Consider the following 18,795-nt stretch of genomic DNA (forward strand, 5'->3'; position numbering starts at 1 on the left):
AGAAAATAAAACTACCCAAAAAACGAAAATTTTGTGATAACTTGTAACAAAAAACTCATAATTTTTTGGGGGAGTTCTAAATTCTTAAGTTGATGGGTATGGACTATATATCCTATCTATACAAATATTGTCTACATAACGCATTATTATCGGTAGCAAGGACAAGGAGGCATCTTCCCCTTACAAGGGAACCCCCTTTCTTTGTTCTATCGATCTATGCATTTTTTTATACATTCCTATCCCGGCACGGTTTTAGGATTCTTTTTTGTTGTTGTATAAATAAAAAACTGTATTACATCTTGCATCCTCCTAGGTGTCACTATATATGAACACTACGTATTTGACTTTCTCAATGACCAACATTACTTAACATAGTAAAATAGTATTCGGATGCGAATCCAATGTTATTAAAATTAAAGTGGTTATCAAGTCGGAGGAAGGCACCTTAAGGTGTCTTTTCTTTTTAAAATATATAAGCGTACTATCCCTTTCCTAACAGAGGCCTCCCCTCATGCTTCCTTACAGGGAGAATGATAAGGCTTTTTTTATTTACCCAATTACCGAGCTCTCAAATGTTTTAAATAGTTATAATACATGTATTGCTTCAATAACATATGATCATTCTTAAGAATGTCATTGAAATGTACCAATAGATATTAGTGCAGTAAAATAAATTGTGTTATGATGTGAGCAAATATAAAGCTATTTAACGGAGGGATTCATATGCCGCATGTTGTATTTCGTGGAATTACTATTGAACAATTAAAACGCATAAGCAAGCCATTAGTAGAAGAGCTCGCAGAGATTTGTGAGTGTGGTACGGATAATTTTACGTTAGAACTACCAAGTTCTACGTTTGTATTCAATGGAGAAGAAATAGAAGCGTTTCCTCTTATTGAAGTGAAATGGTTCGAGCGCGGACAGGAAATTCGTGATCGATTTGCCAAGGCCATTACTACATATGTAATGGATTTTGGACTTCCAGAAGTAGAGGTTGTATTTACGGTTTTCACAGAATCGGCGTATTATATTAACGGGAAGCATTGTGCAAGTTAGAGCTATTTGAAAGGTTTTTGTACGGTTTATAAGGGGTAGAGCCACATTGCTATCAAGCTAAGAAAAGCGAATATCCAAACACAAAACATGAAAAAACTCCTAACAAATTTTGTTAGGAGTTTTTTCAAATATGCGATATTTTTTTAATCTTCACTATTGATTTCTATTGTACCTGTTCTAGCACTAACTTTTAAACTATTTAACAGATTATCAGGTGTTTTGATTTCCACTTCATATTCAAATGTAGATTGTGTTAAGTTGTCATCTTCTAATTCGAATTCTTTTTTCACATTAATAATTTCTCCTTTTGTATGAGATAAAGAAATTTCACGAACTTGTTTCTCTGTGTAGTTTTCATTCTTTTTTGCATAATTGTAACCCATACCATAATATCCCCCAACAATAGCAATACCACTTACTAAAATAGCAATTATACTTATCATTATTTTCTTTTTATGTTTTAACATTTTCATCCACTCCTTCATGATTAATCATCTATTCCGAATCTTGCTTCAAGTGCATTTTCTGCTTGCTCTAATTGATCTTCTAGTATATCGTGTTCTCTTTCTTGCGTTTCATATTGTTCAACAGTTATCGTTCCAGCACGATAATCTGCTTCAAGCTGATTATCAGATAGATCTATTTTGTCATCTAATTGATCAATTTCTTTTTTTGCTGCTAAGTACGTATTTAAGTTTTCTTCTTTTGCTCCAACTGGTTTCGTATTATTTGCCTTTTCAACGATAGATGTGACTTCATTTTTAAAATCTTGTATTTGCTTCGTATCATTCGCAGCAGGCCCTGTTTTGTGTGGTTCTTGTTGTAGTTGAGCACTTTCTTTTTGCAATGTATCATTTTCCACTTTCAGTTGTTGTACTTCTGTATTGTTATCAGCTTGAGTAGAACAAGCTGTTAAGAATAAACAAGACATTGCTCCAATCACCATCCACTTTCTCATTCTTTTTTCCTCCCTTTACATGTGCATCTTATCCTTGCCTTTATATTACTGAACAAACATTAAAGGAAGATTAATATACAAAAAAATAAAATGATATAATTAAATAGTTTCTAATCTTTCTTTAATGTTTTGGAATTATACTGATACATATTAATAAGAAGAAAAGGAGAATGGTAATGCGAGTTCTTATTGTCGAAGATGAACAAGACTTACAAAATATATTAGTAAAACGATTAAATGCAGAACATTATAGTGTCGATGCATGTGGGAATGGCGAAGATGCCTTGGATTATATAAACATGGCTACCTACGATTTGATTGTGCTTGACATTATGATTCCCGGAATAGATGGTTTACAAGTATTACAAAGATTACGCGCGGACAATCATACAACCCCTGTCTTGCTTCTTACAGCTAAAGATACAATTGATGATCGCGTAACAGGACTCGACTTAGGTGCGGACGATTATTTAGTAAAGCCGTTTGCTTTTGACGAACTGCTAGCAAGAATTCGAGTGTTAATGCGAAGAAATACAGGAAGCACATCTAATGTGTTTGAAATCGCTGACCTAGTGGTAGACTGCAATATGCATAAAGTAACAAGAGGAGGCCAAGTTATCACTCTTTCCAGTAAAGAATTTGCTATTTTAGAATATATGATTCGTAATAAAGACGTTGTGCTGACACGAGATAAAATTGAACAACATGTGTGGAATTACGACTATGAAGGTGGCTCGAATATTATTGATGTTTACGTCCGCTATCTTCGTAAAAAAATTGATAGCCAGTTTGAAACGAAGTTAATTCATACAATACGAGGAACTGGTTATGTATTGCGAGTAGAATCATGAAAAGACTATCAATTAAAATGAAAGTAACCCTGTGGTATACAGGGCTAATTGTAATTATTATGGCACTCGTGTTAGCTTTTATTTTAACTTCTTCAGATAAAGTTTTGCTTTTTAATATGAAAGATCAATTGAAGAGCACAGTAAAAGAAAGCATGGAAGATATTGAATATAAGCATAGACAATTAAAGATGGACGATGATTTTGAACCCTTAGAAGATGGAGTAAATATCATTATTTATAATAAACAAGGTGAGCTGCTGGCAGGAAATAGTCCAACAAGCTTTAATAAAAAGATATCGCTTAAATCCGATGAAATACAAACCATTAAAGACGGTAATAAAGAATGGATTGTATATGATTTTCTCCATAATGCAGGCGGCGATGAGCAAGTCTGGATTCGTGGAATAATGACTATGAGCCAATTATCATCAACGATGAATACGCTTATCGTGATAACACTCATCTCATTCCCATTACTTATTCTCATTGCCGCAGTGGGAGGGTATTTTATTACACAAAGAGCGTTTCGACCTGTGCAACAAATGAGTGATTCAGCTAGTAAAATTGGTGATGGTAAAGACCTTTCCAAGAGAATTCATTTACAAGGTTCACCGAAAGACGAAATGTATCATTTAGCACAAACCTTTGACAAAATGTTTGAGCGATTGGAGACATCATTCGAAAGTGAAAAACAATTTACATCTGACGCATCTCATGAATTAAGAACACCAACATCTGTTATTATTTCGCAATGCGAATACGCTTTATCACTGAGGAATAATCCGAAAGAAATGGAAGAATCGTTAGAAGTAATTTTAAAGCAATCACGTAAAATGTCCGCGCTAATCTCACAACTCTTATTATTAGCAAGAGCTGACCAAGAAAACCATAATACTTTCCAATTTGAATGTATCAATATGAGTGAATTAACGGAAATCGTTGTAGAAGAGCTTTCATTAATGGTTCAAGAAGCTTCGATTGATATAACAACTCATATAGAGGAAAACCTGTTTATGAAAGCAGATCAAACATTGATGATGCGTTTATTAATGAATTTACTAACGAATGCGATTGCTTATAGCAAAGCGAACGGCACTGTGCATATGCAACTGTTCCGTGATGAAACCAACATAATAGGTAAAGTCTCCGATAATGGCATAGGCATCAGCGAGCAACATATTACGAAAATATGGGATCGCTTCTATCGAGTTGACGCAGCACGAACATCTTCAAGCACCGGAAACACAGGTTTAGGATTGTCGATGGTAAAATGGATTGTCGAACTACACGGAGGAGAAATTACAGTTGAAAGTAAATTAGGAGAAGGCAGTACGTTTACATTTAAACTACCAATGGAAAAACAAGCATAATTTATGCGCATCTGTAGCTTCCAAATAAAGATTGATTCAAAAGCTCTCTTCAATCCTTATGTAAAAATAATTGACACATTTTAAACAACATCGATTTTATCATTTTGGACAACCTTTTCTGTTAAGTTGATATACATGTAGAAAAAACTATAGAAATAAAACCCCAGAAATCCAAAGGTCTCTGGGGCTTCATTATATATTTAGCTCTTTTTGCTTTTTGTTTTGTTTATGTTTATACAGCAATTTTCGGCTTATGAGAGAAATCAGTAATAAGATCAGTACTAGTGCGAAAAGTTGCATAAATGATAAATTAAAATATTTAGCACCTGTAACGATTAACAGTGTAGAAATCGTACCTTTTACAATGAAAAAAATAATGATCCATAATCCGCCTTTTTTCCAGTTCATTTTTATATTACCCTTTCCTACGTTTAAATTCTTTAATGGGACACCTTATTAAAAATCTATTATATTAATAAAAAAGTCATGTCTAATTAAATGCAATGATTCTATAATAAGTGAAAATGATATTCAATGTCAATTTTATTGACTATTTGAATACCTGTTTCTTCATCTTAATCTCTTTCTACTTTGTTTCTTAGAAGCAATGAACTCTTGTTTTCAAACAAAAAACACCTCTTGAATTCGCATGCGAATTCAAGAGGTGTTTTTTCATATACCATCAAGTAAGATTTCCCGCTTTATTTATTTCTTAATATGTAACTATTTTCTAGTACACAATAACTGGATCATACGTGTTCAAACTATCATATACAGTTTTTGCAACGTTAGGAAGAAGGTTTACACACCCGCCTGATCCTCCTGTTAAATAAGCATTATTTCCCCAGTCTTTTCGCCAGCCTGCATCATGGAATCCTTGACCGCTATTTGTGAATGGAACCCAGTAATCTACTTTCACTGCATAATCAGCTTTACCTACTGCGCTTCCTTTAAGCGTGTATGGTGTTCGTTTATATAGAACGTACCAAACACCTGGTGATGTATCTTCACTCGTGCTATGTTTACCCGTTACTACATTGGTTGTGACAACTAATTTCCCATCTTTATAAATCCAAATTTGTTGATCTGCAATAGAAACTTCTGCATATGTGTCTCCAATGCCATTATTCGATGTTGTTTTATAGCCGATCCCTTCCTTCTCCCAACCATTCCCGTGAATATTAGAAGCAGAAAGCGATTTCTCGCCTTTCTCAAAGGCTTGTTGAACTTGTTTTGTTTCTTTTTCCACATCTAGTGCCCAGCCGTATCCTTGTCCCTTTACTGAAATAACCGAGCCAGAATGTGTTTTAAAAGCAAAGTCTTTATGTAATGTAGATTTAGCCTTATTAATTTCAGCAACCTTATTCTTAATGTCGCTCGCATCGATTTTTACTTTCATATCCTTTGACATAGTAGCATTTTGAATTAGATCTTTCGCTTTTAATGAATACACTTCATCCTGCACTTTATAATCAACAGACTGCGTAAGAAGATTTTGTAATGCTTTCTCTTCTTTTTTGATGATTGGATCGTCTTCTTTAATAGGCTGTATGTATGCAGACTTCAGATGAATTTCGCTTTTATGCTTCTGCTTGTCGTAATCTTTTAGTAGATTTGTAACGTCATACTGTTTTCCATCAACGCTCTTCGAAATTACAACTTTCCCTTGTTCAAGCTTCGCCATAGCATCTTGAGGAGCTTTTAATTTTTCATTCATAGAAACGAGCTTTTCTTCTACAAGTTTTTTCATCGTTTCACTACGATACTGATCCGCTTTTTCCGGTAGCAATGAATAATCTTTTTCCTTTGCAGAAGGGAAAAATGTCCACTGACTTTTTAATAGTTTCTTAACTTGTGGCAAATCTTTTTCCGTCAGTTCCGTTTTTGTATCTTGTTCATCTAAAATTTCTTGTTGATCAATATAGACTTTATTTGCTAGCCCAGACGTTTTTAATTTCTGTATTGCCTGATCAGCGCTCAAACCACCGACTTTTGTATCGTTAATCGTAACATTCGAATTGAAGTGAGTTGCTTGATAATAACTCATTCCTCCAATAAGAAGTGCAATTAAACCGCCACCCGCTGCGATAAGCTTCCAATTTGTAAAGCGTTTTTTTGATATTACCCGTTTTTTCTCAACTTCTTCAACAGATTCATTTACTGTATTGTTGTTCATTAATCTTTCCCCCGTATACATTAACGTCAATCGATTTTAAACCAAAACCATTGAATAGTGTACCTTATTTTTCCTGAAATTTCATTATTTTTAACAGATTTCATCTCATTTAATCGATTAAAGTTAGATTTTTTAATAGACAGATACATTAAGATGATAGATAAAGTGAAAAAAGGACCATATCAATCGAGCTACTACGGGTCCCTCGCATTCGCCGAATTTTGAAGGGCGACACTACTTAACTTGGTAAAATAATTTCCGGATGGTTCAAATCAGAGGAAGGCACCATAGAATGTCTATTATTTATGAAAAATATCCACAAAAAAAGGACTACATGTAGACTCTTTTTTGTGAATATTTTAATGTCGCATTTTTTATAAATTCAAATGCAAACTATGCTTCCCGCTTTTCACCAGGTTTCACAACCTCTACTATCAGTCTAACGAATTTCACCTTATGACCTTTATCATCAACAATTTCAAGTTTCTTAAAACTATTAAATATGTTTGTACCACGCTTTGTTGATACGTTTAATCTTTACAGATGTTGAAGTTTTAGACTCATTCTTTGGTGTAATCCTATTATTAGAACATCCTGCAATGGTGAGACAGCATGTAGCCAATAAAACTAATAATATTAACTTCTTCAAATAGCCACTCCTATATAAGGAAAATATTATATTGAGAAAATTAAACATAACATCGAATCTTTGTAAAAACAATATATTTCCTAGCATTATTATTCAATGGCGGATTAATGGACACCTTAATGTTCATTAATCTGCTTATAAGCGGAGAACCTCATGCTCATCAAGTCAATGTCCAATTTCCATTTTATCCGATTCTCAATATTTATTCCAATATAAAAAGATAGCTATTTTTGTTGAATACTAATTATCTCCAAAATGAACAATACGAGCTGAGTTCCTATAACCCTATATACGTTTATTCAACTAGTTTCTCCCCTGTAACAATCTGAAACAAAGTGGCTGCATGTTTCCCTTCTAATTGAGCGTACCGATTTTCCCCCGTCTTGATTTCTATTTTATCCTTATTAGGGCTTACCCAAATTTGATACGACACAGCTTTCGCCTCTATTTTCGGATTTTTAAATTGAAAAATAAAGTGATAATCAGCTGGACGAGACATTTCCACTTTTTTATTTTCAAAAGTAATATCATTTAATATTTTCTTTACTTGCAACACTTCATTATTATCTTTCACTACCTTAAGATCTTCATATTCATTATCACCAATATGTTTTTGCACTTGGATTCTTTGATCTTCATTGCCTGATATATTTGAACAGCCGGTTATTATGAGTATACAGATCGCAATAAAGACTAGAGACCAATTTCTAATTTTCATATTCATACCCTCTTTTCAATACAAAATATTTTAATTTGTAAAATAAAGGTAATTAATTTAAACTTAAAAATATACATAATAAAGAGAAAGGAGTATCGTTCCATGCAGTTACAAACATACACTTGGAAAAGTTATACGTTTCTCATTGTAAGTATATTCGTTACTATTAATCTCTTTCTCTTCTCACCTATTTTAGACAGAGTTGGAGTAGAATATGTTGTACCTTTCGCCTATTTCATATTAGCTTCTGCTGTTATAGTAATAATATTAGCAGTTATCTCTTTTTGTAGCCGATCTGAGAAGAAAATTTTAGCCATTATCGGTTTATGTTTTACTCTATTTAACACAGTAATTATTTTATTTTTCCTTTGGTTTGGTTACCATTTCACTTAATTGAAATATAAATAAACTCCATAAGCCACAAATAAAATTAGTAACATAGAAATGCTAAGTACCGTATATATGGTCCATTTTGCATTTGTACTCATATACTCCCCCTTCTCACTTCATAATAATTCCATTATATAACAAAAAAGCATTGGATACCCAATGCTTTTCACACTTACGCAAATAAAGACGTATTCGCATATAACGCTGGTGAACCACCTGAATGTACGAATAAAATGTTGTCTTCTTTATTAAATGTACCTTTTTTAATTAAGTCGATTAGTCCCGCTACTGCTTTACCTGTATATACTGGATCGAGTAAAATACCTTCAGTTTTCGCAAGTAATTGAACAGCTTCCACCATTTCTGGTGTTGGTAACGCGTAACCTGGTCCTACATATTCATCAAAGCATGTAACAGTTTCGCGCGGGATAAAGTTCGGAATACCAACGTGAGCTGACGTTTCCTCTACAAGTTTTGCTACTTTCTCTTCTTGTTCTGCTTTTCCTCTACTTACGTTGATTCCGATTACAGGAATGTGACTTTGTGTTCCAGCAAAACCAGTAATTAAACCAGCGTGCATACCAGCACTACCACTTACGCAAACAACTGTACTGAAATCAATTCCTTGGTCAAATGATTGTGCCATAATTTCTTGCGCACAAGCAACGTATCCCATTGCACCAGTAGGATTTGATCCACCAACTGGTATTACATATGGTGTATTACCTTTTTCACTTACTTCTTTCGCTACTTTATGCATCTCTTCCATAAGATCTGCTCCGTTTGGTACAACAATTACATTTTCAGCACCTAGTAAATGATATAAGAAATAGTTTCCGTTAAAGTCTGGCTTCTCTTCTGGCTCAAGCCCTTCTTCTAATACAAGGATACATTTCATTTTTTCTTTTACCGCAGCTGCCAGTGTTAGACGGCAATGATTTGACTGAATACCACCAGCTGTAATTAACGTATCTGCACCTTTTGCCTGTGCATCTGCAACTAGAAACTCTAACTTTCTCGTCTTATTACCACCAGCTGTTAAACCAAGTAAATCATCTCGTTTAAAATAAATAGTCGGCCCACCAAGTGCTTCAGAAAAATTGTTTAATTTTTCAATTGGAGTATATGACTCTGTATATTTTTTTCTCGGGAATTTAGCTAAATTCATTAATAACGCTCCTTTTGTACTTCTTTCACAATGTATGTAACGATACTATTATTACATGTAAAAATGATGAAGTCATCTTTCTGGGTGAAAAATGTGTTGGAATTCGGTTTTTGTGAATGGAATTGTATTAATAATTTTAACTCCAATACGGTACGTGAAATTACATTAATAACTTTCACTTTATTTCGGTACATGAAGTTTATATGAACGATTTTTTCAAATATATCGTCCATAACTTGAAATATATCGACTTACCGATAAAAAACGACAACACAAAAGAGCCCACTTATTAAAAAGTAGGCCCTTACTAATCACTTATTTGCCGAAAATCGAAGAAGCTGTGTTAATCCTGGCTCTAAATTCATTTCGCCTTTATGACGTACGTGTACAACCTTGTTCCCATCAAATTTCGGAGCATTCCCTGGATTATACGTCAACCATTCGTTCGTTCCTTCTACAGAGTACTCCATATACTCCGTTGCACCGACAATTACATTTTTACTATCGTCAGCTGTTACATTTGGTGCCATTTGTGCGACTTTCGCATCACTAATTAATAGCTTCTTTATATCCTTATCACGTTTATAATCGTAAGCTGTTACCATTACATCGTTACCATATGCTTTCACTTGTAATCCTTGTTTAAATGAATAGCCATCAGGAGCAGTCTTCTCTCCGCCATTTGGTCCAGCCGACATCCATCCAGTTTCAATACCGCCCGTATTTACAACTGTAAATCCTTTTTCATCTCCGCCTGCAATTTTCTTTTTTCCAGCCCAGTCCGGTAAGTTTAAATCCCAATGCGTGTGACTCGTGAAGAAAACAACTTGCGGGTAATCTTTTAATATATCGTACAATTTATCCACGTTTAAATAGTCATTTAAATACGGTGATTGTCTTGATCCAGATACTGTATCCGGTAAAACGTGATGAGAGAAAATGAAAATGGGCTTATTTTTATCTTTTTGGCTATATTCTTCTAAATTTTGTTTTAACCAACCTAATTGCTCATCACTCATAAATACTTCATCCCACATTTTTGAATCGTGGTATTTCATATATTTTTCAGTTCCTAAAAATAAAAGCGGATAACCGTCTAATTCTTTTTTATGATATACCTTTTCTTGCCCGCTAAATTGTAAGTAGCGGTTAAATAGCGTTTCTTCCGTTACACCATTTGGCCATGTACTTTGAGAGAGCTTTCCATCAGCTGTCCATTTACCAGCATAAAACTCATGATTCCCAACAGTTGACCATACATTCTCTGGATGCTTATTTTTGTTTAACACACGCTTCACATCATCGTATTGTGACTGTTGTCCAGTTGGCGTTATATCCCCATTCATAATAAGCGCTCTAGAAAGTGGCGTCACTTTGTTCATATCTTTTAACACATGATCAAAGTCTCCTAAATCCCCTTGAATGTCACTAATAACATTAAAAGTTGTAGCTGATTTTCGAACTTGCTCTTTCCCTTCTGCATACACTGAAAACGTCGGCAATAATGCCGCCATAACTGCTAACGAAGCAACTGTCTTTTTCATACAAATTCTCCCCCTAATAATAGAATGTACAAACTGCCATGTTCTGCTTTCTCTTAGATGCTTGTCCAATTCACATTATAGGGAGGGATTGTAAAGATAGATGACGTTAAAAGTTAAGTGTTTTTTAAGAGATTTTGTCGTTTTTTGCAAACCACAATTAGCGATTTACGTCAATCTAGCTTTCTAGCTTTTAACATTACATACATGTAAATTTTGATGTTAAATCTTTTCGTTTCATACGTTGTTTTTTATTACTTCTAATTTTCGGGAAAAATCCACTAATTAATAATGTTATAATCCATACCATTATTAGAATAAAATTTATTGTATTACCGGAATTCAAGCTGAAAACTCTCCAAAAATAGGCAGCACAAAAAACGAGGATAGCAGTACTAATAAGTAAAAATGTCCTAACTACTAATCCGATGTAGGATCTCTTCTCTTGCTTAAAAATGAAAGTTCTTCTACCTTTGTACAATCTAATCACAAATAGCAGCAAATATAAACCAAGTGTGGCTCCAATAACAATTGATGTAATAGAGTTGTTTTTTCTCTGCTCAGCTAGAGAGAAGTAACTTTCAGGTAATTTTCCAGTTTCATATTCAATCCATGCGTGGTAAATATCCTGTCGTAAGTCTATACCACCTTCACTATTCGTGAGGATTACCAATCCATCCTTTGTATTAGGAATGAAACCATAAAAAGAATGCCACCCTCGATTATCACCAGAATGATAAATTAATTTCCATTGATTAGATAGTTTTTTTTCAAATATACCTAAACCATTCTCCCCTAATACCGGCTTTTGCATTTCCGTAACACGTTCACTTTTGATGACACCATTCCCTTTATTATGTGCATCCATGCTTGCAAGTATCAATGTCATCATATCGGTAACATTTGTCTTAAGACCTGCAGCAGCCTGTTCGGTAAATTGGTAACTAGGGAGCTCCTCTCCAAAATATCCATAAGCTTTCGAAAGGTTATGGTTTTCAGGACGTTGTAAGAATGAACTAGATTTCATTCCTAAAGGTTTCATAATTTGTTCTTCCATATAACGATCAAACGGTATTCCGGTAACCTCTTCAATTACAAGTTGTAAAATTGTATATCCGCCACCAGAGTAAATTGTTTCTGAACCTGGTTTATTGGTAACCTCCACTGGTTCATTAAGCCATCCTTTTCCAGACAGAGACTCCTCAATAGAGTCAAGATGTTTCCCTGGTGTAACCCCGAGGTATCCTTTATGTGCAGACAGCCCTGCTGTATGGCTTAACAATCTTCTTATTGTGACTTCATTATTATTAAACTCTGAATTAGGTAATTTCCATTTGGTCAGATATTTTCCAACGGGATCATCTAGTGATAAATGCCCTTCATCTACAAGATGTAGGATTCCCCACGCTGTAAGGTTTTTAGATATGGAACCAGCTTGAAACAATGTATCGTCACTCACCGCTTTTTTTGTCTTTTTGTCTACATAACCGTAGTTAAGTGTATAAGCAATACGCCCCTCATGTACAATCCCTATTGCAACCCCTGGTACCTCATAATTCTCTTGCCATTTTGGTACCTGTTCATCCAGCTTTTTTTTGAAATCCTCTATACTCCTATCAGTCAACGTGCCCGATTCTGCCCTCACCACATTTGTAAACCATGCTTCATTCGTAATAAATATGTAAATCATTAAACATAAAATACTTTTGCATATTATCGATGCTTTTTGTCTATTCTTCATTTGCTCCACCTTTTTTTCAGAATATTCTATCCATCAATCAGAGTATCCCATTCTAATATCCTGTTCTATCGATTTTTATTACTTAACCTTACAAAATTGTAATAAAAATCAAAGATCTACTATTGTCCTTTATCTGAGGGCAATGAAATTCATTAACAAGATTGATATGAAGTTATATCTATTGTTTCAGTTAAGGCCCCTAAAATACTAGTTTGGTTAATCAAATAGATATATTCCAAACTACAAAAATTTATAATAGAAAAGGTGGATTTTAGTTTTAATTAGAATTTGACCAAAGTATTGCTGCAAATATTTATTCTATAAAAAGAAGAACCCCACACATTTTGATTAAAACTTCAAAGTATCTCTAGATACATCTAAAAATTTAGCAACTTGTCCAATTGTGTACATTATGTTCTCCTTTATCATTGCTACTTAATTTATTACATTCATACTTCATATTCTTTACATTATCGAATTTCTCTTCCTATTAATACCTCCTTGTTCTCCCCCAAAAAAAGACACAGAGATTTCTCCCCATGCCTACTAATTCCTACTTCTTCACCGCATGCACATAATGCACCGTCTCAAAAGCTTTTAAATAATCGTTTCGTCCTTCAAAATATAATGTATGAATATCCTCTGGTGATAAGTGCTCATAAATGAGTAAGCCTACCTTCTCTAACAGTGCTTCCATTTCAGCATAAGAAAAACACGATTTCATCGGTTCTCCGCCTACTGCAGCCATTTTTACCATATTTTCAACTCGATTGGACAATCCTTTTTCCGTAAATAAGTTTTCATCCGGATAATCGAATACGATAGAGCTCCCCACTGGAACCATCTCGAATAAATTTTCTATTAAACTAGAAAGCTCCTCTTTCGTTAAATAGTACGTAACACCTAATAGGCTAAAGAAAGTCTTTTTATTTTCAAATCCTTCATTCCGTAACTGTTCACTGGAAAACCCTTTCGTGAAATCCATCGAAACAAAATGAAGGTTGTTTGGAGTTTCAAGTACTGCTTCTTTTATTCTCCCCCTCTTAAACCTTTGTGTAGAAGGATGATCTACTTCAAATATTTCTATTTCATTCTCTAATTCTCGGTGTCTAAAGCTGAACGTATCTAAGCCTGCACCGAGTATGACGTATTGTTTTGCGCCTAATGTAATTTCATGTAGCAATACTCTTTCACAATATGCCGCACGTGCCAAAGGTGTTGGTGATAATTGAACTTGTGTAATCCATTTTAATATTTCTTGTGGATTGTCTTGAAACTTTTGTGCAATGTCTGTATTGAAAAAATGGATTCCTTGGACCATATTTGTTCCAATATCGTTACGTTCTTTTTTTGAAATGAAATCTTTAGCTACATAATCATCAAAGATTTTAGGACTATCAAATTCACTATGGTACGCCCTTCCGAAAGCTGATACTAGCGACGTTACACTCGCTTCACCTTTTTTCACGCACATACACTCCTTCATTTTCACAACAAAAATAGGGTTCCCCTGGCCAGGAGAACCCTATTATACACTTTATTTTTATATCGGTAAATTATAGCATAAATAAGTTTTTTTGTCAAGTTTTCAGCCTACTACTACTCCGACATTTTGTATATTCTCTAGCAGGAAAATTGTCAATTCACATCGAATGTCCCAAATGATAACAATACATATGGAGGCCAATATGAAACGATTAGTGATCATTACAGTAGGAAAAACACACAGCGGAAAAACTACATTTGCTAAAGAACTAGAAAAAGAGTTACCCCACGCTTTCGTTATGGATCAAGATAACCAAGCTGAATTCATTAACACGCATTATGAAAAATTACAGCCGGACGAAGGCCCAAATACATTTAAACACGGTCTTTCGAAATTCATTGTTGATTATGCAAAAGAACATACAAGTTTACATCTTATTATTTGCAACTCAAATAGAAGCCGAAACGGCCGGATGTATTTGCTAAATGAATTGTTTCAGAAAGAGGTATATGTACGTATACTCGTTCATTTTGACATTCCAAATGATGTACTTTATGAAAGAGTAGCTCGAAGCACGCGAAGTACCAATATTTTTAGAGGTGGATATTCTAATTTCAAAGAAGTACTCGATCGACAACAAGCTGAATTGCAACATGAAGATGTGGTCGATCCGATAGAAAACGAGGCTGATTATTTGTTTGTTATTCGTAATCGTAAGGATGTAAACTCTACTATAGAAGAAATTGTTCATCTAGCTAAAGATCTCTCCCCTACCCAAAAATAATAGACTATAAGAATTACATAATGATAGATTATTATGCAAATACTTCCTCTAGACATCCTACATGGTATATAATGATAAGATAATCTACTTCTATATGCTCAATTCTACACAAAACAACTCATGCATATGAAAGAAAAGAGGTACAAAAATATGAAAACAAAACAAACAATCGCTGCGTCTACACTAGCTTTAGCAATGATTGCTGGCGCAAATTCTGCTCATGCGGAAGTAACTGATGCTACTCCTCAGCAAAGTACAGGAGATCGATTAGCTGAAATTAAGCAACATAGACAAGAATTAGATGCGAAATTACAGCAGCACAAAGAAAACGTGGATCAAAAGTTGAATGAACTTAACCAAGTTAAGGAAAATGTTGACACGAAGGTTAATGAACTACATGAGCGTAAACAAGTTGCTGATGAAAAAATTAACGAAATAAAACAACGTAAAGAAGAGCTAGATGCAAAACTTCAGCAGGACAAGCAAATCGCCGAAGATAAAATCGCTGAAATTAAAGAGCATAAAAAGCAAGTAGAAGATAAAGTTGCTGAAGTGAAAGAACATAAGCAAAATATCGATAACAAAGTGAATGAGATTAAAGAACATAAACAAACTGTCGATGAAAAAGTGAATGAAATGAAGCAACATAAAGAGAACATTGATCAAAAGGTTAATGAACTTAAGGAAGTTAAAAAACAGGTAGATGAAAAATTAGCTGAGTTAAAGAAAGCGAAACAAACTGCTGAGGACAAACTTGCTGAGCTAAAAGAAAATAAGCCGCATACTGGGAACACGTTAGAGGAACTTAAGAAAATTAAAGGCAATTTAGATAGTCTTTCCGCTAACTTAGAACTAGCTAAACAAGATGTAAAAAACAAACTTGCTGAATTACAAAAAGCTAGAGAAGAATTACTAAATAAAATTAACGAAATAAAACAAGCGAAACAAACCGTTTCAGATGATTTAACAAAGAAAAAACAAGACTTAGATATTAAAATCAACGACTTTAAACATACTGAGAAAAAAATTGAGGACAAATTAGCTGAGGTACATACAACGAAGCAAAATGTAGATAACAAAATTAATGAAGTATCTCAATCGAAACAAACAGAAACAAAGACTGGTACTACAAACACAAACAATAACGCTAAAGAACTTCCTAACGCTGGTAGTGAGCAATCAAACAATATGGCTTTAGGTATGTTATCTGTCTTAGGCGGCGTTTTATTAATTACACGAAATAAAATTAAAGCGTTATTCTCAAAATAAAGCAATTATATAAAAGACAACCGCACACTTGTGCGATTGTCTTTTTTCTTTATATTAACTTCCCGTCTCTCAGTGTCAATATACGATCACATACATCAAGCATTCTTTCATCATGTGTAATCATAATTGCTGCTTTTTGGCTCTCTTTCACTTCACGTTTCATCATTTCTACAACTTCACGTGCACGTTTTGAGTCTAGACTTGCCGTTGGTTCATCCGCTAATATTAAGTCTGGGTTGTTCATAAACGCACGAGCGATTGCTACCCTTTGTTTTTCCCCACCAGATAGTTGATTTGGATAATGATTTTTTCTTTCTCCTAATCCAAATGCCGTTAATAAATGCTCCGCACGCTTTTCTGATTCTTGTTTGTTTTCTTTTTTAAGCTTTGCAATGTAAAGCAATTGCTCTTTTACATTTAGATATGGAACAAGATTTGCGAATTGGAAAATGAAGCCGATTTTTTTCAAACGAATGTCTGTCATTTCCTTTTCTGATAACTTCGTAATATTTTGCTCACGAATGTAAATATCCCCTTTTGATGGTGATAATAACGCACCCGCGATTGATAATAACGTACTTTTCCCTGATCCAGAAGGACCGACGATTCCGATAAATTCTCCAGCTTTCACATCAAGCGACATCGGATGAAGGGCTGTTACTTCCGTATTCCCTTCTCCGTACACTTTACTTACTTTGTCTAATTTTAATAATGAAGTCATTACATCCCGCCTCCAATTGCTTCTAATGCATCAACTTTTAATACTTGGTATAACGAAATAAGTGTTCCTAAAATACTAATTACGATGAAGATTGCTGCATATTGTGCAATCATCGGTGTTGTTAATAAGAACGGCATACCCGCTGGTAAAATTTGTTCTAATCCTTGTACAAGAACAATACTGATTACCATCGCAACGACTGATAAGAATAACGCCTGCACGACTAAACTATTTGCTAAATAAGAATTCTTCGTTCCAATTGCTTTTAATACACCTAATTGCTGTGTTTTTTGCAATGTAATGACGTAGAAGAATACACCGATTAGTAACGCAGCGATAACAAGTAAGAATGCAATGATCATCGTTAATGTTCCTTGCTCTTCTTTAAATCCTGGAATACTTTGCAGTACTTCTTTTTTGTCGATAACATGTGCATTTTTAATTTCTTTATCTGTATTCAGTGCAATTGCACTATAATCTTTTTGGTTTGGTTGTGAAATAGATCCCCATACATCTTCATTTACATAAACGACTGGTGTATGGCTAAACATTTGATCTTTCGTAAATCCAACAATTTTAAATTCTTTCTTTGAAACAGGATCAATAATTGTATCGCCAATATCGATTCCTTTTTCTTTAATTGATTCATCAGCAACCATTTCGTTATTTGCTGTACCTAATTTCTCACCTTTTACAATTTTCGGTTCTAAAAATGAATCACGTTCACTTGCGAAAATAGCAACATCTACTTTTTTCGAACTATCTTTCTTTTCATACGTTGAAACTTTCACACGAAACGGAACGGCCTCTTTCTCGCCTGCTTGATTTACTACGTTATCTACATCGTCTTTCTTAATTTGTGAACGAAGTAATTTATTTTCCGCATCATCTGCTAAAACGAACTTATTTGCCTCCATATTTTGAATCGATGAAGCATTATCATATGATAGTCCATTTGCTAATCCTGAAATAACAAGAACTAAAAATGATAATAACACCATAATCAGTCCGATTAATCCGTATCTTAATTTTGATTGTTTTAATTCACGCAGAGCTAAAAACATTTCGCTCGCTCCTTCCTCTTTCTTTCTATGCACTTATCATAAAAAAGAAATATGAACGGAATATGAACAGAAGATTACAGAGGAGAAGATTTAATTTTCAGAAAGTATTGAAGATAATCAGAATCCTTGATACAATTCAGTCAAATAATCTTGACCGAGTAATTTTATTTGAGGAGTTGATCTTGTTGAAGCCCATGTTAACACTAACTACTTATAGCCAACTAAAAGCAATAAGCGATCCACTTCGTGTCGAAATGATGATGCGTCTATGCGAACGTCCTTATACAGGACAACTACTATCTGATAAATTCGGCATTCCAAGGGCTAAAATTCATTATCATTTAAAAGAATTAGAAAAGAATGGTTTTATAGAAATTGTTTATACAGAAGAAAAGAATGGCATCATTCAAAAGTTTTATCAATCTGTCGCTAAAGGCTTCACCCCTGCCGCGAACCTATTACCTCATTTAGAAATATTAAGCGAATCCGGTCGCCAAATCTTTTTACAAATGACGGAAATGACGAAAAGCCATATTCTCGCTGCACCTGAAGAAGCTTTTACATTACGGAAAATCAGCGAAGATCCAGCTGAGTGGAATTACGTTTCATCTTGCTGGGAGTTTGATGCCACGCCAGAACAATTTCAAGTGTGGGTGAAAAAGTTTTATGAAGTGATGTCTGAATTAAACGAGATCACAAAAGATGCAGATAAAGATCCAAATAGTAAATCTTATTACATCTCTACTACTGCACTACAAATCGATGAAAAAGCAATGCAGCGCTTTGTGAAAAAAGAAGAAAAATCGTAATACGATTTTTTTTACAGTAACGGTCAAATTTATTTTACCGAATA

General features: G+C 34.2%; 18 protein-coding genes. 7 read left to right on the top strand and 11 right to left on the bottom strand.

From position 1 onward, the window contains the following. The first annotated feature begins 723 nt into the window (after positions 1 to 723). Positions 724 to 1,056: a DUF1904 family protein gene (locus DT250_RS00275; protein WP_088063967.1), complete on the top strand. Its 333-nt coding sequence runs from the start codon at positions 724 to 726 to the stop codon at positions 1,054 to 1,056. 143 nt (positions 1,057 to 1,199) lie between these two features. Here DT250_RS00275 and DT250_RS00280 read toward each other — a convergent pair whose 3' ends face one another. After that, on the bottom strand, positions 1,200 to 1,523 hold the full coding sequence (locus tag DT250_RS00280) for a PepSY domain-containing protein (RefSeq protein WP_088063968.1): 324 nt from the start codon (positions 1,521 to 1,523) through the stop codon (positions 1,200 to 1,202). Positions 1,524 to 1,543: 20 nt separating this feature from the next. Continuing rightward, the gene (locus DT250_RS00285; protein ID WP_088063969.1) at positions 1,544 to 2,014 is read right to left on the bottom strand and encodes a hypothetical protein; all 471 of its coding nucleotides are present in this window, start codon (positions 2,012 to 2,014) and stop codon (positions 1,544 to 1,546) included. A 176-nt stretch (positions 2,015 to 2,190) separates the two neighbouring features. Between DT250_RS00285 and DT250_RS00290 the strand changes: the two genes are divergently transcribed. Next, positions 2,191 to 2,865: a response regulator transcription factor gene (locus DT250_RS00290; protein WP_087984229.1), complete on the top strand. Its 675-nt coding sequence runs from the start codon at positions 2,191 to 2,193 to the stop codon at positions 2,863 to 2,865. Then, positions 2,862 to 4,235 (top strand): sensor histidine kinase, encoded by a 1,374-nt coding sequence (locus DT250_RS00295; RefSeq protein WP_088063970.1) that lies wholly within the window; start codon positions 2,862 to 2,864, stop codon positions 4,233 to 4,235. Before DT250_RS00290 ends, DT250_RS00295 begins: the two co-directional genes overlap by 4 nt. Positions 4,236 to 4,427: 192 nt before the next feature. On the opposite strand, the gene DT250_RS00300 is transcribed toward DT250_RS00295, so the two are convergent. The 3 genes from DT250_RS00300 to DT250_RS00315 form a co-directional block, all read right to left on the bottom strand. Further along, positions 4,428 to 4,643 carry a hypothetical protein gene (locus tag DT250_RS00300; protein ID WP_001104093.1) on the bottom strand — a complete coding sequence of 72 codons (216 nt, stop codon included), beginning with the start codon at positions 4,641 to 4,643 and terminating at the stop codon, positions 4,428 to 4,430. 322 nt (positions 4,644 to 4,965) lie between these two features. Further along, positions 4,966 to 6,411, bottom strand: coding sequence for a L,D-transpeptidase family protein (locus DT250_RS00305; protein WP_149212278.1), 1,446 nt, complete (start codon positions 6,409 to 6,411; stop codon positions 4,966 to 4,968). A 944-nt stretch (positions 6,412 to 7,355) separates the two neighbouring features. After that, positions 7,356 to 7,778, bottom strand: coding sequence for a YhfM domain-containing protein (locus DT250_RS00315; protein ID WP_097907138.1), 423 nt, complete (start codon positions 7,776 to 7,778; stop codon positions 7,356 to 7,358). A 102-nt stretch (positions 7,779 to 7,880) separates the two neighbouring features. Here DT250_RS00315 and DT250_RS00320 point away from each other — a divergent pair, with 102 nt between their 5' ends. Further along, positions 7,881 to 8,171 carry a hypothetical protein gene (locus tag DT250_RS00320; protein ID WP_088063973.1) on the top strand — a complete coding sequence of 97 codons (291 nt, stop codon included), beginning with the start codon at positions 7,881 to 7,883 and terminating at the stop codon, positions 8,169 to 8,171. A 169-nt stretch (positions 8,172 to 8,340) separates the two neighbouring features. Here the strand turns inward: DT250_RS00320 and cuyA are convergent, their stop codons facing one another. The 4 genes from cuyA to DT250_RS00340 form a co-directional block, all read right to left on the bottom strand. Then, complete coding sequence (gene cuyA, locus DT250_RS00325; protein WP_088063975.1) at positions 8,341 to 9,336, bottom strand: D-cysteate sulfo-lyase; 996 nt, start codon at positions 9,334 to 9,336, stop codon at positions 8,341 to 8,343. 311 nt (positions 9,337 to 9,647) lie between these two features. Next, positions 9,648 to 10,880 carry a DUF4073 domain-containing protein gene (locus tag DT250_RS00330; protein WP_088063976.1) on the bottom strand — a complete coding sequence of 411 codons (1,233 nt, stop codon included), beginning with the start codon at positions 10,878 to 10,880 and terminating at the stop codon, positions 9,648 to 9,650. Positions 10,881 to 11,076: 196 nt separating this feature from the next. Continuing rightward, the gene (locus tag DT250_RS00335) at positions 11,077 to 12,618 is read right to left on the bottom strand and encodes a serine hydrolase domain-containing protein (protein WP_088063977.1); all 1,542 of its coding nucleotides are present in this window, start codon (positions 12,616 to 12,618) and stop codon (positions 11,077 to 11,079) included. Positions 12,619 to 13,171: 553 nt separating this feature from the next. Continuing rightward, positions 13,172 to 14,086 (bottom strand): class I SAM-dependent methyltransferase, encoded by a 915-nt coding sequence (locus tag DT250_RS00340; RefSeq protein ID WP_149212279.1) that lies wholly within the window; start codon positions 14,084 to 14,086, stop codon positions 13,172 to 13,174. Positions 14,087 to 14,306: 220 nt separating this feature from the next. Between DT250_RS00340 and DT250_RS00345 the strand changes: the two genes are divergently transcribed. Both DT250_RS00345 and DT250_RS00350 read left to right on the top strand, forming a co-directional pair. Continuing rightward, positions 14,307 to 14,888, top strand: a complete 582-nt coding sequence (locus tag DT250_RS00345; protein ID WP_149212280.1) for an ATP-binding protein — start codon at positions 14,307 to 14,309, stop codon at positions 14,886 to 14,888. Positions 14,889 to 15,038: 150 nt separating this feature from the next. Then, positions 15,039 to 16,157, top strand: a complete 1,119-nt coding sequence (locus DT250_RS00350) for an LPXTG cell wall anchor domain-containing protein (protein ID WP_147787892.1) — start codon at positions 15,039 to 15,041, stop codon at positions 16,155 to 16,157. 49 nt (positions 16,158 to 16,206) lie between these two features. Here the strand turns inward: DT250_RS00350 and DT250_RS00355 are convergent, their stop codons facing one another. Then, positions 16,207 to 16,878, bottom strand: a complete 672-nt coding sequence (locus tag DT250_RS00355) for an ABC transporter ATP-binding protein (protein ID WP_149212281.1) — start codon at positions 16,876 to 16,878, stop codon at positions 16,207 to 16,209. Next, positions 16,878 to 17,942 (bottom strand): ABC transporter permease, encoded by a 1,065-nt coding sequence (locus tag DT250_RS00360; RefSeq protein WP_147787890.1) that lies wholly within the window; start codon positions 17,940 to 17,942, stop codon positions 16,878 to 16,880. The genes DT250_RS00355 and DT250_RS00360 overlap by 1 nt, the downstream gene beginning before the upstream one ends. A gap of 185 nt (positions 17,943 to 18,127) precedes the next feature. Here DT250_RS00360 and DT250_RS00365 point away from each other — a divergent pair, with 185 nt between their 5' ends. Continuing rightward, positions 18,128 to 18,751 (top strand): ArsR/SmtB family transcription factor, encoded by a 624-nt coding sequence (locus tag DT250_RS00365; protein ID WP_149212282.1) that lies wholly within the window; start codon positions 18,128 to 18,130, stop codon positions 18,749 to 18,751. Positions 18,752 to 18,795 lie beyond the last annotated feature (44 nt).

The sequence above is a fragment of the Bacillus sp. AR2-1 genome (assembly GCF_008368755.1).
GTDB classification, from domain to species: domain Bacteria; phylum Bacillota; class Bacilli; order Bacillales; family Bacillaceae_G; genus Bacillus_A; species Bacillus_A wiedmannii.

Excerpts from the sequence above, each read along its gene's own strand:
- DT250_RS00275 (WP_088063967.1), top strand. The coding sequence starts at position 724 with ATGCCGCATGTTGTATTTCGTGGAATTACTATTGAACAATTAAAACGC.
- DT250_RS00280 (WP_088063968.1), bottom strand. The coding sequence starts at position 1,523 with ATGTTAAAACATAAAAAGAAAATAATGATAAGTATAATTGCTATTTTA.
- DT250_RS00285 (WP_088063969.1), bottom strand. The coding sequence starts at position 2,014 with ATGAGAAAGTGGATGGTGATTGGAGCAATGTCTTGTTTATTCTTAACA.
- DT250_RS00290 (WP_087984229.1), top strand. The coding sequence starts at position 2,191 with ATGCGAGTTCTTATTGTCGAAGATGAACAAGACTTACAAAATATATTA.
- DT250_RS00295 (WP_088063970.1), top strand. The coding sequence starts at position 2,862 with ATGAAAAGACTATCAATTAAAATGAAAGTAACCCTGTGGTATACAGGG.
- DT250_RS00300 (WP_001104093.1), bottom strand. The coding sequence starts at position 4,643 with ATGAACTGGAAAAAAGGCGGATTATGGATCATTATTTTTTTCATTGTA.
- DT250_RS00305 (WP_149212278.1), bottom strand. The coding sequence starts at position 6,411 with ATGAACAACAATACAGTAAATGAATCTGTTGAAGAAGTTGAGAAAAAA.
- DT250_RS00315 (WP_097907138.1), bottom strand. The coding sequence starts at position 7,778 with ATGAAAATTAGAAATTGGTCTCTAGTCTTTATTGCGATCTGTATACTC.
- DT250_RS00320 (WP_088063973.1), top strand. The coding sequence starts at position 7,881 with ATGCAGTTACAAACATACACTTGGAAAAGTTATACGTTTCTCATTGTA.
- cuyA (WP_088063975.1), bottom strand. The coding sequence starts at position 9,336 with ATGAATTTAGCTAAATTCCCGAGAAAAAAATATACAGAGTCATATACT.
- DT250_RS00330 (WP_088063976.1), bottom strand. The coding sequence starts at position 10,880 with ATGAAAAAGACAGTTGCTTCGTTAGCAGTTATGGCGGCATTATTGCCG.
- DT250_RS00335 (WP_088063977.1), bottom strand. The coding sequence starts at position 12,618 with ATGAAGAATAGACAAAAAGCATCGATAATATGCAAAAGTATTTTATGT.
- DT250_RS00345 (WP_149212280.1), top strand. The coding sequence starts at position 14,307 with ATGAAACGATTAGTGATCATTACAGTAGGAAAAACACACAGCGGAAAA.
- DT250_RS00350 (WP_147787892.1), top strand. The coding sequence starts at position 15,039 with ATGAAAACAAAACAAACAATCGCTGCGTCTACACTAGCTTTAGCAATG.
- DT250_RS00355 (WP_149212281.1), bottom strand. The coding sequence starts at position 16,878 with ATGACTTCATTATTAAAATTAGACAAAGTAAGTAAAGTGTACGGAGAA.
- DT250_RS00360 (WP_147787890.1), bottom strand. The coding sequence starts at position 17,942 with ATGTTTTTAGCTCTGCGTGAATTAAAACAATCAAAATTAAGATACGGA.